The sequence below is a fragment of the Cognatilysobacter tabacisoli genome, from assembly GCF_003586305.1.
Classification (GTDB): domain Bacteria; phylum Pseudomonadota; class Gammaproteobacteria; order Xanthomonadales; family Xanthomonadaceae; genus Cognatilysobacter_A; species Cognatilysobacter_A tabacisoli.
On sequence record NZ_QXJI01000004.1, the window covers coordinates 201374 to 215345 of the forward strand.

Here is a 13972-nt window from a genome sequence, read left to right on the forward strand (position 1 = left end):
GGTGTTGCCCGATCCGCGACGAATTCCGACCGGTCCGGGCCGCCCGCGTCGCTAGAATGCGTGTTGAGATCCAGACAAGCAGGAAGGAATCCCATGTGCGGCATCGTCGGCGCGATCGCGGATCGTGATGTGGTACCGGTCCTCGTCGAGGGCCTGAAGCGGCTGGAATACCGCGGCTACGACTCGGCCGGCATCGCCGTGCTCAGCGTCAACGACGCCGGCGTCGCCGACGTCCGGCGCGTGCGCCGCACCGGCCGCGTGGCCGAGATGGAGGCCGCGGCGCAGGCCGACGGCTTCCACGCCGGCATCGGCATCGGCCACACCCGCTGGGCGACCCACGGCGGCGTGACCGAGGCCAACGCCCACCCGCACGTCAGCCACGGCGTGGCGCTGGTGCACAACGGCATCATCGAGAACCACGAAGAGCAGCGCGAGCGCCTGCGCGGGCTGGGCTACCAGTTCGAGTCGCAGACCGACACCGAGGTCATCGCCCACCTGATCCACCACCACCTGGCGAGCGGGCTCGACCTGCTCGGCGCGCTGCAGCGCGCGGTCAAGGAGCTGACCGGCGCGTACGCGCTGGCGGTGGTCAGCCGCAAGGAGCCCGGCAAGCTGGTCTGCGCACGGATGGGCTGCCCGCTGCTGGTCGGCCTCGGCGACGGCGAGAACTTCGTCGCCAGCGACGTGTCGGCGATCATCCAGGCCACGCGCCGGGTGATCTTCCTCGAGGAGGGCGACACCGCCGAGGTCGCGCGCGACGGCGTGCGCGTGTACGGCGCCGACAACGCGCCGGTCGAGCGCGAGGTGCACGTCTCCGACGTGTCGCTGGCGTCGTTGGAGCTGGGCCCGTACCGCCACTTCATGCAGAAGGAAATCCACGAGCAGCCGCGCGCGGTCGCCGACACGATCGAAGCGGTGATCGACGCCGGCGGCTTCCCGGCGCACCTGTTCGGCGCGGCCGCGCCGGACGTGCTGGCCGACGTCGAGTCGGTGCAGATCCTCGCCTGCGGCACCAGCTACTACGCCGGCCTGACCGCGCGCTACTGGATCGAGGCGATCGCCGGGCTGCCGTGCAGCGTCGAGATCGCCAGCGAGTACCGCTACCGCGCCGCGGTCGCGAACCCGAAGCAGCTGATCGTGACGATCTCGCAGTCGGGCGAAACCCTCGACACGATGGAGGCGCTGAAGTACGCCAAGTCCCTCGGCCAGGCCAAGACGCTGTCGATCTGCAACGTGCCGGAGAGCGCGATCCCGCGCGCCAGCAAGCTGGTGTACTACACCCGCGCCGGCGCCGAGATCGGCGTGGCCTCGACCAAGGCGTTCACCACCCAGCTGGTCGCGCTGTTCACGCTGACCTGCACGCTCGCCAAGCTGCAGGGCCGCCTCAATGACGAGCAGGAGGCCGGCCACGTCGACGCGCTGCGCCAGCTGCCGGGCAGCATCCAGCACGCGCTAAACCTCGAGCCGCAGGTGCAGGTGTGGTCGGAGCGCTTCGCGCCGAAGCAGCACGCGCTGTTCCTCGGCCGCGGCGTGCACTACCCGATCGCGCTCGAGGGCGCGCTCAAGCTCAAGGAGATCTCGTACATCCACGCCGAGGCCTACCCGGCCGGCGAGCTCAAGCACGGTCCGCTGGCGCTGGTCGACGAGGCCATGCCGGTGGTCGTGATCGCGCCGAACGACGCGCTGCTGGAGAAGGTCAAGTCGAACATCCAGGAAGTGCGCGCACGCGGCGGCGAGATGTTCGTGTTCGCCGACGCCGACAGCCACTTCGGCGAGTCCGAGCAGGTCCACGTGATCCGCACCCCGCGCCATGTCGGCGTCCTGTCGCCAATCGTGCACGCGATCCCGGTGCAGCTGCTCGCATACCACGCGGCCTTGGCGCGCGGCACCGACGTCGACAAGCCGCGCAACCTCGCCAAGTCGGTGACGGTGGAGTAGCACCGTCACCGCGTCGCCATCAAAAAACCCGGCTTCGGCCGGGTTTTTCGTTGAGCGCGGCCGACGACGCGGATCAGTCGTCGGTGGAGTCGAACAGGCCCGCGCCGGCGTCGTGCGCGTCGCCCGCGGTCTCTTCCATCATCATCGTCGTGTGCACCGGGGCGGCGGCGGGACGGTAGCGTGGCGGCGGCAGCTGGGCGATCGCGGCCTCGGCCGCGGCGACGAGTTCGACCCGGCGCGCGTCGGGGATCTCCTGCCAGTGGCAGTCGAGCAGCGCGCCCTCGATCGCGTACAGCAGGTTCATCGTCGGCTTGAAGCCCGCCCGCTTGACCCGCATGAACGCCTCGATCGCGCCGACGGCCTCGACGTCGGCGCGCGTGCGCAGGCCGACCTGGCGCAGCCAGGCGGCGCTCTTCGGCCCGATGTTGCGCATCTTGTTGTCGGCGTCGGCGCTCATGCCAGGGACTCCACGAACACGCGAGCGACGGCCTCGAGCCCGGCCTGGTCGTCCGCATCGAAGCGGTCGTGCTTCGGGCTGTCGAGATCGAACACGCCGACCAGCGACCCGTCAGCCCCCACCAGCGGCACGACCAGCTCGGAGTTCGACGCCGAGTCGCAGGCGATATGCCCGGGGAACGCGTGCACGTCGGCGATCCGCTGGGTCTGGCGGGTGCGCGCCGCGGCGCCGCACACGCCCTTGTCGAGCGGGATGCGCACGCACGCCGGCAAACCCTGGAACGGGCCGACGACGAGCTCGGTGCCGTCGAAGAAATAGAAGCCGGCCCAGTTGAGGTCGGGCAGGGCGCTGTAGACGAGCGCCGACAGGTTGGCGGCATTGGCGACGCGATCGCGCTCGCCGGCGACAAGCGCGCGGGCCTGGTCGATCAGCTGGGCGTACTGGTCCGGCTTGGCGCCGGCGAGGGTCTGGGCGGCAAACATGGCGCGAGTGTAGCCCCTCGGGCAGTACCATGCCCGCCAGTCACCCGACGAAGCCCGCCATGCGCGCCGACCCCGCCCCCGTCGTCAACGGCTTCCGCCAGCGCGGCCACCAGGTCACGCGGCTGGAGACCTTCGTCGATGCCGCGTTCGCGTTCTCGCTGACGATGCTGGTGATCATGCACGGCCAGCTGCCCGACACGATCGACGAGCTGCGGATGGGACTGCGGCGCGTGCCGACGTTCGCCGCCTGCTTCGTGCTGCTGATGGTGTTCTGGGCGGCGCACAACCGCTGGAGCCGACGCTTCGGCCTCGACGATGCGCGCTCGACGGTGCTCAGCCTCGCGCTGGTGCTGGTGGTGATGGTCTACGTGTACCCGCTGCGCATGGTCATCTCCAGCGCGCTGCACGCGATGACCGGCGGCTGGGTTCCGAGCGAGCTGGGCATCGACACCACGCGCGGCATCGCGCTGTTGAACCGCGACCTGCAGACGGCGTTCATGGTCTACGCGGTCGGCTTTGGCCTGCTGTCGTGGCTGATCTGGCAGCTCAACGCGCACGCGCTGCGCCGCGCCGACGTGCTGGGCCTGAGCGAGCACGAACGCTACGAGACCCGCACCGACCTCGGCCTGCACGTGATCCTGGCCGCGAGCGCGGCGATCAGCCTGGTGCTCAGCCTGCTCGCGCTGGCGTGGCCGTGGGCGACGCTGCGCGGGCTGGTCATGACGCTGCCGGTGTGGGTCTACGCGGCGCTGTCCGGGGTTATGCCGTGGTACGCGATGCGCCGCGGACGCCGCTCGCCCGCGCGGCTGCCGGAGCGCTGACCGATGGCGTCGGTTTACGTCACCGGCACCGACACCGGCGTCGGCAAGTCGGTCGCCAGCGCCGCGCTGCTGCACGCGCTGCGGCGCGATGGCCTGCACGCGGTCGGCATGAAGCCGGTCGCCAGCGGCTGCGAGGTGACCGACGACGGCCTGCGCAACGAGGATGCATTGGCGCTGCAGGCCGCCAGCAGCGCGCCGCAGCCCGCCTATGCCGACGTCAATCCGTTCGCGCTGCCGGCACCGCTGGCGCCGGAGCTGGCCGCGGCGGACGTCGGCGTGACGCTGTCGCTGGACCCGATCCTCGCGGCCTACGCGCGCCTGGCCGCGCGCGCCGATGCGGTCGTGGTCGAGGGCGTCGGCGGCTGGGCCGCGCCGCTGTCGGCCACGCTGGACCAGCTCGACCTGGTCCGCGCGCTCGACCTGCCGGTCGTGCTGGTCGTCGGCCTGCGGCTGGGCTGCATCAACCACGCGCGGCTGACCGCGCGGGCGCTGGCCGCCGACGGCGCGCGGCTGGTCGGCTGGATCGCGAACGAGGTCGACCCGGCGATGGCCCGCATCGACGACAACGTGCGGATGCTCGAAGCGCGGCTGCCCGTGCCGTGCTGGGGCCGCTTGCCCCATGCCCCGGCCGCGGACCCGCGGGAACAGGCGGCGCACCTGCACCCCCGCTGGCCCGCGCCGCGGTGATCTAGCCGGGCGGCCGGCGTCGCCGTGCGCGACCGCGTCGCCGCCGCTGAGACGGGCGCCGCGCACCATGGCCTGGTGCACCGCTGCGGGTGTCACGAGGTTGACCGAAACCGGCGATTCGATTGACCCGGACTTCCGGCAGGGTCCGGGCTGCCCGCGGCGTCGGTAAACTCACCAGTTCAAGAAATGGATGACGAGGCTCCCCCCATGCGTCGTACTGCATTGAAGTCGGGTCTGCTCGCCGTTGCCCTGGCCGGGCTGGTGGCGTGCGGTGGCAAGGAAGCCGGCGGCCCCGGCGGCGGCGCGGGCGGTCCCCCGGGCGGCATGCAGCTGCCGGTGGAGACGGTCACGCTGAAGGCCGAGCCGCTCGACGCGGCGCTGCGCACGGTCGGCAGCCTGCGCGCAGACGAGTCGGTCGTGGTCAGGCCGGAAGTGGCCGGACGCATCGACCGCATCGCCTTCACCGAGGGATCGCGCGTCTCCGCCGGCCAGGTCCTGTTCTCGCTCGACGACAGCATCGCCCGCGCCGCGCTCAACGAGGCGACCGCGAACCTCGAGAACAGCCGTCGCTCGGCCGCCCGCGCCGGCGAGCTCAGCAAGCAGAAGCTGATCGCCCAGTCCGACTTCGACACCGCGCGCGCCGCGCTCGGCGTCGACCAGGCCCGGGTGGAATCGGCCCGCGCCGCGCTGGCGAAGATGACGCTGCGCGCGCCGTTCTCGGGCCAGGTCGGACTGCGCAGCGTCAGCGTGGGCGAGTTCGTCAGCGTCGGCCAGGACCTGGTCACGCTGGTGCGGCTGGACCCGATCGAGGTCGATTTCGCCGTGCCCGAGGGCGCGCTGTCGATGATCCGGACCGGACAGAAGCTGCAGCTGACGGTCGACGCGTACCCGGGCCAGCCGTTCGGCGGCGACGTGGTCGCGATTGACCCGGTGGTCGACCCGAACAGCCGCAGCGCCAGGCTGCGCGCGCGCATCGCCAACCCGGACGGCCGGCTCAAGCCGGGCCAGTTCGCCCAGCTCCAGCTCGACACCGGCGGCAACCGCGCCGACGCGATCCTGGTGCCGGAACAGGCGCTGATGCAGCAGGGCGACACCCGCTACGTGTTCACCGTGGTCGACGGCAAGGCCAAGCGCACCGACATCAAGACCGGCGTGCGCACGCCGGGCTTCGTGCAGGTGGTCGAGGGCCTGAAGGCCGGCGACGTGGTGATCACCGCCGGCCAGGCCAAGCCGATGATGGCCGACGGCGTGCCGGTGGTGTCGCTGCCGGCCGGCGGCGCCGGCGCCCAACCCGGTGCAGCACCGGCGGCAGCCGGCGGCGGCGACGCGGCCAGGAAGCCGGCGGCCGCGGCCGACGGCGCGAAGGAACAGCCCGCCAGCGGCGGCTAACGGAAGGAAACCTCCCCCATGGTCCTGTCCGACATCTCCATCCGTCGCCCGGTCTTCGCCTGGGTGATCAACATCGTCGTCGTGCTGATCGGCATCGTCGCGTACGACCGCCTGGCCGTGCGCCTGATCCCGAACGTCGACACGCCGGTCGTCACCGTCAACACCAGCTACCCCGGCGCCAGCGCGCAGGTGATCGAATCGCAGATCACCCAGCCGATCGAGGACGCGCTGTCCGGCGTCGAGGGCATCGAGTACATCTCGTCGGTCAGCCGCGAGCAGTCCAGCCAGGTCACGATCCGCTTCCGCCTCGACCGCGACCCCGACGGCGCGGCCAGCGACGTGCGCGACCGGGTCGGCCAGGCGCGCGACTTCCTGCCCGAGGAGGCCAACGAGCCGATCGTGCAGAAGCAGGAGGCCGACGCGCAGCCGATCATCTGGATGGCGTTCTCGTCCGACCGCCACAGCAAGACCGAGCTGGCCGACCTGGCCGACCGGCTGGTCAAGGACCGCGTGCAGACGATTCCCGGCGTCGCCCAGGCGCAGGTGTTCGGCGTGCGCTACGCGATGCGCGTGTGGCTGCAGCCGCAGCGGCTGGCCGGCTTCGGCCTGACCCCGGTCGACGTCGAGAACGCGCTGCGCGCGCAGAACGCCGAGATCCCGGCCGGCCGCGTCGAAGGCAGCGCGCGCGAGTTCACCGTGCTGTCGGAGACCGACCTGAAGACGCCGGCGGAGTTCGGCGAGGTGATCCTCGGCCAGTCCAACGGCTATCTGGTGCGGCTCAAGGACGTCGCCAAGGTCGAACTCGGATCGCAGGAAGACCGCTTCCGCGCGCGCTTCAACGGCGTCGACGCGGTGCCGCTGGGCGTGGTCAAGCAGGCCGTCGCCAACCCGCTGGAGATCTCGTCGGCGCTGAAGGCGATGATCCCGGAGATCCAGAAGACCCTGCCCGAGGGCGTCAAGGTCAACATCGCCTACGACTCGACGATCTTCATCGAGAAGTCGATCGAGGAGGTCTACAAGACCATCGCCGAGGCGGTGCTGCTGGTCGTGGTGGTGATCTTCCTGTTCCTGCGCAGCTGGCGCGCGACGCTGATCCCGCTGGTGACGATCCCGGTGTCGCTGATCGGCGCGTTCGCGCTGATGTACGCGTTCGGCTTCACGATCAACACGCTGACGCTGCTGGCGATGGTGCTGGCGATCGGCCTGGTTGTCGACGACGCGATCGTGATGCTCGAGAACATCTTCCGCCACGTCGAGGAAGGCATGCCGCCGTTCGAGGCGGCGCTGAAGGGCAGCAAGGAGATCGGCTTCGCGATCGTCGCGATGACGCTGACGCTGGTCGCGGTGTACGTGCCGCTGGCGTTCTCGACCGGCCGCACCGGCAAGCTGTTCGTCGAGTTCGCGCTGACGCTGGCCGGCGCGGTGCTGGTCTCGGGTTTCACCGCGCTGACCCTGTCGCCGATGATGTCGTCGAAGCTGCTGCGCCACGAGAAGAAGCACGGCCGGTTCTACGATGCCGGCGAGAAGGTGCTGCGCTGGATCGACGACACCTACCGCCGCCTGCTGACGCTCGGCCTGCGCCTGCGCTGGGTCGTGGTCGGCGCCGGCGTGGCGATCTTCGCCGCCGCGCTCGGCCTGTTCACGCTGCTGCCGAACGAACTGGCGCCGCAGGAGGACCAGGGCCTGGTGATCGGCTTCGGCATCGCGCCGGAAGGCTCGACCGTCGACTACACCGACAAGTACGCGCGGCAGATGGAAGGCATGTTCGCGCAGGTGCCGGAGGTCGACCGCTACTTCCAGATCGTCGGCTTCCCGTCGATCACGCAGACGATCGGCTTCGTCGGCCTCAAGGACTGGGAAGAGCGCGACCGCAAGTCGCAGGACGTGCAGGGCGGGCTGTTCCCGCAGTTCATGGGCATCCCGGGGGTGATGGCGTTCCCGGTGCTGCCGCCGCCGCTCGGCCAAGAGGGGTTCGGCCAGCCGGTCAGCTTCGTCGTGCAGAGCACCGGCACGTGGGAAGAGCTCGGCGCCACGGTGCAGCAGCTCATGGCCAAGATGGCCGAGAACCCGCAGCTGACCAATCCGGACACCGACCTCAAGCTCGACAAGCCGCAGCTGACGATCGACGTCAACCGCGACAAGGTCGCCGACGTCGGCAGCAGCGTGGCCAACGTCGGCCGCACGCTCGAGTCGATGCTCGGCGGACGCAACGTGACCCGCTTCAAGATGGGCAGCGAGCAGTACGACGTGATCGTGCAGGTCGAGGACGCCGACCGCCGCACGCCGGGCGACCTGAGCAACATCTTCGTGCGCGCCGGTGACGGCCAGATGGTGCAGCTGTCGAACCTGGTCGACGTCAAGGAGACGGTCGCGGCCAAGGAGCTCAACCACTTCAACAAGCTGCGCTCGGCGACGATCAGCGCGGGCCTCGCGCCCGGCTACTCGATGGGCGAGGCGCTGACGTGGATGGAGCAGGCGCTCGACGAAGTCGCGCCCGAGGCGCAGTACGACCTGTCGGGGCAGAGCCGCGAGTTTCGCGAGTCGTCCAGCGACTTCGCGCTGATCTTCGGCCTCGCGCTGGTGTTCATCTTCCTGGTGCTGGCCGCGCAGTTCGAAAGCTGGATCGATCCGTTCGTGATCCTGCTGGCGGTGCCGCTCGCCGCGTTCGGCGCGTTCCTCGCGCTGAAGCTCACCGACGGCGGCAGCTGGAACATCTACTCGCAGATCGGCATCGTCACGCTGGTCGGACTGATCGCCAAGCACGGCATCCTGATCGTCGAGTTCTCCAACCAGCTGCAGGAGCAGGGCCGGAGCAAGCTCGACGCGGTGATCGAAGCGTCGGCGCTGCGCCTGCGCCCGATCCTGATGACCACCGGCGCGATGGTGCTCGGCTCGCTGCCGCTGGCGATCGCCACCGGCGCCGGCGCCGAGGCGCGCAACCAGATCGGCTGGGTCATCGTCGGCGGCATGGGCATCGGCACGGTGTTCACCCTGTTCGTCGTGCCGGTCGTCTACCTGCTGCTCGGCCGCGACCGCAGCCGGATCACCGCGGCGATGCGCGCGCGCGGCGAGGCCAGCCCGGCGCACTGACGGGCGCGGTCATGCGCGATGACGAAGCCGCCTTCGGGCGGCTTCGTCGTTTGCGGCCGCCGGGGATTGCGCGACGAAGCGCGCGGCGTTCGCCAGGCATGGGGGGACGCCGAGGGCCGGATCCCGCCGCAGTTCGTGCCCGGTGCGTTCGACGCCGGCAGCGGTCGTCGCTCGACGCGGGAAAGCGTCGACGCAGGCACGCACCGCGCCCCGGCGCTCGTCGAATCGCAGCCAACAAAAAACCCGGCAGCCTGCGCTGCCGGGTTTCGTGTTCCGCGGGGGCGGAGAGAGAGACGGTGGGGCTTATTTGCCGGACTTGGCCGACTTGGTGGCCTTCTCGACTTCGGCCTGGGTCTTCTTGACCGCCGACTCGACCTGCGACTTGGCGATCTGGCCGAGGGCCTCGTTCGCCTTCATCGTGCGGCCGAAGACTTCCTGGCCGGTGCTGACGGCGCGCTCGACGTTCTCGCGGGCGATCTGCACGCCCTTCGGCCACAGGTTCTTCATGGCTTCCGGGTCACGGACCTCGGCGACTTCGCCGAAGAACGCGAACGTCGCGTTGGTGCGCTCCTCGAGGGCGGCCATCTGCAGGCCGAACACGGCCTCGGCGTTCTCGAGGGCGATGCGGTTGAACTGGGCAGCCGTGTCGGCGAACTGGCGCGTGGCGGCGGCAAACTGTTCGTTGAACTGCTGGTACATGGCGTGCTCCTGATCAATCCGGGGGAGGGAGTCGGATTGTGCGGTGCAGCATACCGGCGGTTTTGGTGCGGTGCAACATCGGGGCGGGTGCGCGCGGCTGAATCCGTTCAGGCGGACCGCTGGGACGCTCGCGCGGCGGCCGCAGGCTCGCGGGACCCACGCCCGGCAGGCCCGCCTCAGCCCCGGTAGCGGCAGCCCGAAGTGCAGGTCTCGTGGACCACGACCTCGCTCAGCAGGGGCAGGGCCGGCTTGAGCCGCTCCCAGATCCACACCGCCAGCCGCTCGCTGGTCGGGTTCTCCAGCCCCTCGATGTCGTTGAGGTAGTGGTGGTCGAGACGGTCGTACAGCGGCTTGAAGGCCGCCTTGACGTCGGCGAAGTCCATCACCCAGCCGGTGTCGGCACCGATCTCGCCGCTGACGTGCAGCTCGACCCGGAACGAGTGGCCGTGCAGGCGCGCGCACTTGTGGCCCGGCGGCACGTTCGGCAGCCGGTGCGCGGCCTCGAGGGTGAAAACCTTGAAGATGTCCATCGCGCCATTGTCGCACGCGGTCCGCGGCGGTCCCGCAGGGGCGGATGCGTCAGAACCCGTCGGCCGGCACCCGCACCGCGCCGTCCATCAGCACGCGCGCGCTGCGGCTCATGACCGCCTTGGTCACGGTCCACTGGCCGTCGACCAGGGTTGCGGCCGCGCCAACGCGCAGCGTGCCGGACGGGTGGCCGAAGCGCACCGCTTCGCGCGCGCCGCCGCCGGCCGCGCGGTTGACCAGCGTGCCCGGGATCGCCGCGGCGGTGCCGATCGCGACCGCCGCGGTGCCCATCATCGCGTGGTGCAGCTTGCCCATCGACAGGGCGCGCACCAGCAGGTCGACGTCATCGGCGCGCAGGGTCTTGCCGCTCGAAGTGACGTGCTCGTGCGGCGGGGCGACGAACGCCACCTTCGGCGTGTGCTGGCGCGTGGCGGCCTGCGACGCGTCGGCGATCAGGCCCATGCGCACGGCGCCGTGCGCGCGGATCGCCTCGAACCGCGCCAGCGCGGCCTGGTCCTCGTTGATCGCGCCCTGCAGCTCGCTGCCGGTGTAGCCCAGCGCGGCCGCGTCGAGAAAGATCGTCGGGATGCCGGCGTTGATCAGCGTCGCCTCGAACGTGCCGACGCCCGGAACCTCGAGCACGTCGACGGGGTGGCCGGTCGGGAAGATGCCGGTCGCAGCGCGGTCATCGCCGTCGCCCTCGTCGGCCGGATCGAGGAACTCGAGCTGGATCTCCGCGGCCGGGAACGGCACGCCGTCGAGCTCGAAGTCGCCGGTTTCCTGCACCTCGCCGTTGGCCACCGGCACGTGCGCGACGATGGTCTTGCCGATGTTGGCCTGCCAGATGCGCACGGTGGCGACGCCGTTGCGCGGCACGCGGGCCGGGTCGACGAGGCCGTGCGCGATCGCGAACGGACCGACCGCCGACGACAGGTTGCCGCAGTTGCCGCTCCAGTCGACGAATGCGGTGTCGATCGAGATCTGCCCGTAGAGGTAGTCGACGTCGTGGTCGGGCACGGTCGCCCTGGAAATGATCACGCACTTGCTGGTGCTCGACGTCGCCCCGCCCATGCCGTCGGTGTGCTTGCCGTACGGGTCGGGCGAGCCGATCACCCGCATCAGCAGCGCGTCGCGTGCCGGGCCGGGGACGCGCGCCGCCGGCGGCAGGTCGTCGAGGCGGAAGAACACGCCCTTGCTGGTGCCGCCGCGCATGTACGTGGCGGGGACCTTCAACTGGGGGGCGTGGCGCTGCGGTGCGTGCGCCATGTCAGGCCGCCTTCGACGCGTCGAGGAAGTCCTGGGCGAAGCGCTGCAGCACGCCGCCGGCTTCGTAGATCGACACCTCTTCGGCGGTGTCGAGCCGGCACGTCACCGGCACCTCGACGCGCTCCCCGTCGCGGCGGTGGATCACCAGCGTCAGCGTCGCGCGCGGGGTGCGCGCGCCGACGACGTCGAAGGTCTCGGTGCCGTCGATGCCGAGCGTGGTCCGCGTCGTGCCGGGCAGGAACTCCAGCGGCAGCACGCCCATGCCGATCAGGTTTGTGCGGTGGATGCGCTCGAAGCCCTCTGCGGCGATCGCCTCGACGCCGGCCAGGCGCACGCCCTTCGCCGCCCAGTCGCGCGACGACCCCTGGCCGTAGTCGGCGCCGGCGATGATGATCAGCGGCTGCTTGCGCGCCATGTAGGTTTCGATCGCCTCCCACATGCGGGTGACGCGGCCTTCCGGCTCGATCCGCGCCAGCGAGCCTTGGCGCACGGTGCCGTCGGCGTTGCGGACCATCTCGTTGAGCAACTTCGGGTTCGCGAACGTCGCGCGCTGCGCAGTCAGGTGGTCGCCGCGGTGGGTCGCGTACGAATTGAAGTCCTCTTCCGGCAGGCCCATCTTCGCCAGGTACTCGCCGGCCGCGCTGTCGAGCAGGATCGCGTTGCTCGGCGAAAGGTGGTCGGTGGTGATGTTGTCGCCGAGCACGGCCAGCGGGCGCATGCCCGTCAGCGTGCGCGCGCCGGCCAGCGCGCCCTCCCAGTACGGCGGGCGTCGGATGTAGGTGCTCTGCGGGCGCCAGTCGTACAGCGGGCTGACCTTGGCGCCCTGATCGACCGCGAACGTGAACATCGGGTCGTACACCGCGCGGAACTGCTCGGGCTTGACGCTGGACGCGACGATCGCGTCGATCTCCGCGTCGGACGGCCACAGGTCCTTCAGCCGCACCTCGTTCCCGTCGGCGTCGATGCCTAGCACGTCCTTCTCGATGTCGAAGCGCACGGTGCCGGCGATCGCGTAGGCGACCACCAGCGGCGGCGACGCGAGGAACGCCTGCTTCGCGTACGGGTGGATGCGGCCGTCGAAGTTGCGGTTGCCCGACAGCACCGCGGTCGCGTACAGGTCGCGCTCGATCACTTCCTTCTGGATCGCCGGATCGAGCGCACCGCTCATGCCGTTGCAGGTGGTGCAGGCGAAGCCGACGATGCCGAAGCCGAGCTGCTCGAGCTCGCCGAGCAGCTTCGACTCCTCCAGGTACAGCTGCACCGCCTTGGAGCCCGGCGCCAGCGAGGTCTTGACCCACGGCTTGCGGGTCAGCCCGCGCGCGTTGGCGTTGCGCGCCAGCAGGCCGGCGGCGATCACGTTGCGCGGGTTCGACGTATTGGTGCAGCTGGTGATCGCGGCGATGATCACCGCGCCGTCGGGCATCAGGCCCTCGGCCTCCTGCGCGCGCGGCGCGGCCATGCCGGTCGCGATGCCGCGCTCGGCCAGCGCCGAGGTCGGCAGGCGCTTGTGCGGGTTCGACGGGCCGGCCATGTTGCGCACCACCGTCGACAGGTCGAAGTGCAGCGTGCGCCCGTACTGCGCGGTGGCGAGCGCATCGGCCCACAGGCCGGCCTGCTTCGCGTAGGTCTCGACCAGCCGGACCTGCGCGTCGTCGCGTCCGGTCAGGCGCAGGTAGTCGATGGTCTTGTCGTCGATGAAGAACATCGCGGCGGTCGCGCCGTACTCGGGCGCCATGTTCGAGATCGTCGCGCGGTCGCCGAGCGTCAGCGCCGCGGCGCCTTCGCCGCGGAACTCCAGGTACGCGCCAACGACCTTCGACTGGCGCAGGAACTCGGTCAGCGCCAGCACGACGTCGGTCGCGGTGATGCCCGGCTGCGGCCTGCCGGCCAGCTCGACGCCGACGATCTCCGGCAGGCGCATCCACGAGGCGCGGCCGAGCATCACGCTCTCGGCCTCCAGTCCGCCGACGCCGATCGCGATCACGCCGAGCGCGTCGACGTGCGGCGTGTGACTGTCGGTGCCGACCAGCGTGTCGGGGTAGGCGACGCCGTCGACCGCGTGCACGACCGGCGACATCCGCTCCAGGTTGATCTGGTGCATGATCCCGTTGCCCGGCGGGATCACGTCGACGTTCTTGAACGCGCGCTTGGTCCAGTCGATGAAGTGGAAGCGGTCGAAGTTGCGGCGGTCCTCGATCGCGCGGTTCTTCGCGAACGCGTCCTTGTCGAAGCCCGGCGCCTCGACTGCCAGCGAGTGGTCGACGATCAGCTGGGTCGGCACCACCGGGTTGACCTGCGCCGGGTCGCCGCCCTTCTCGGCGATCGCGTCGCGCAGGCCGGCGAGGTCGACCAGCGCGGTCTGCCCGAGGATGTCGTGGCACACCACGCGCGCCGGGAACCACGGGAAGTCCAGGTCGCTGCGGCGCTCGATCAGCTGGGTCAGGTAGTCGGCCAGCCGCTCGGGTTCGGCGCGACGCACCAGGTTCTCGGCATGCACGCGCGAGGTGTACGGCAGCGCGTCCCACGCGCCCGGCCGGATCGCGTCGACCGCCTCGCGCGCGTCGAAATAGTCGAGCGAAGTGCCGGGAAGGGGCTTGCGGTGCGTCGAATTCATG

11 protein-coding genes are annotated in these 13972 nt (G+C 70.7%); 5 read left to right on the forward strand and 6 right to left on the reverse strand.

Translation table 11 applies throughout. The features are described from left to right. The first annotated feature begins 93 nt into the window (after positions 1–93). Complete coding sequence (gene glmS / locus D3A60_RS13460; RefSeq protein ID WP_119719285.1) at positions 94–1938, forward strand: glutamine--fructose-6-phosphate transaminase (isomerizing); 1845 nt, start codon at positions 94–96, stop codon at positions 1936–1938. A 73-nt stretch (positions 1939–2011) separates the two neighbouring features. Here the strand turns inward: glmS and D3A60_RS13465 are convergent, their stop codons facing one another. After that, positions 2012–2395 (reverse strand): TfoX/Sxy family protein, encoded by a 384-nt coding sequence (locus D3A60_RS13465; protein ID WP_119719286.1) that lies wholly within the window; start codon positions 2393–2395, stop codon positions 2012–2014. Then, positions 2392–2877, reverse strand: coding sequence for a GAF domain-containing protein (locus D3A60_RS13470; RefSeq protein WP_119719287.1), 486 nt, complete (start codon positions 2875–2877; stop codon positions 2392–2394). Before D3A60_RS13470 ends, D3A60_RS13465 begins: the two co-directional genes overlap by 4 nt. Before the next feature lie 59 nt (positions 2878–2936). Between D3A60_RS13470 and D3A60_RS13475 the strand changes: the two genes are divergently transcribed. The 4 genes from D3A60_RS13475 (at position 2937) to D3A60_RS13490 (ending at position 8864) form a co-directional block, all read left to right on the forward strand. Next, a complete protein-coding gene (locus D3A60_RS13475) occupies positions 2937–3698 on the forward strand; it encodes a TMEM175 family protein (protein ID WP_157981496.1) in 762 nt (253 codons plus the stop codon). Between the two features lie 3 nt (positions 3699–3701). Next, positions 3702–4385 (forward strand): dethiobiotin synthase, encoded by a 684-nt coding sequence (bioD, locus tag D3A60_RS13480; RefSeq protein ID WP_119719289.1) that lies wholly within the window; start codon positions 3702–3704, stop codon positions 4383–4385. Positions 4386–4592: 207 nt separating this feature from the next. Continuing rightward, on the forward strand, positions 4593–5774 hold the full coding sequence (locus D3A60_RS13485; RefSeq protein WP_196778751.1) for an efflux RND transporter periplasmic adaptor subunit: 1182 nt from the start codon (positions 4593–4595) through the stop codon (positions 5772–5774). An 18-nt stretch (positions 5775–5792) separates the two neighbouring features. Next, complete coding sequence (locus D3A60_RS13490) at positions 5793–8864, forward strand: efflux RND transporter permease subunit (protein WP_119719291.1); 3072 nt, start codon at positions 5793–5795, stop codon at positions 8862–8864. Positions 8865–9167: 303 nt separating this feature from the next. Here the strand turns inward: D3A60_RS13490 and D3A60_RS13495 are convergent, their stop codons facing one another. From D3A60_RS13495 to acnD, 4 genes are all read right to left on the reverse strand, one after another. Further along, entirely contained in the window at positions 9168–9563 is a 396-nt protein-coding gene (locus D3A60_RS13495; RefSeq protein WP_119719292.1) for a phasin family protein, read from the reverse strand. 176 nt (positions 9564–9739) lie between these two features. After that, positions 9740–10093 carry a 6-carboxytetrahydropterin synthase QueD gene (gene queD / locus D3A60_RS13500; RefSeq protein ID WP_119719293.1) on the reverse strand — a complete coding sequence of 118 codons (354 nt, stop codon included), beginning with the start codon at positions 10091–10093 and terminating at the stop codon, positions 9740–9742. A 49-nt stretch (positions 10094–10142) separates the two neighbouring features. Next, positions 10143–11357, reverse strand: coding sequence for a 2-methylaconitate cis-trans isomerase PrpF (gene prpF / locus D3A60_RS13505; protein WP_119719294.1), 1215 nt, complete (start codon positions 11355–11357; stop codon positions 10143–10145). Between the two features lies 1 nt (position 11358). After that, positions 11359–13971 (reverse strand): Fe/S-dependent 2-methylisocitrate dehydratase AcnD, encoded by a 2613-nt coding sequence (acnD, locus tag D3A60_RS13510; RefSeq protein WP_119719295.1) that lies wholly within the window; start codon positions 13969–13971, stop codon positions 11359–11361. Position 13972 lies beyond the last annotated feature (1 nt).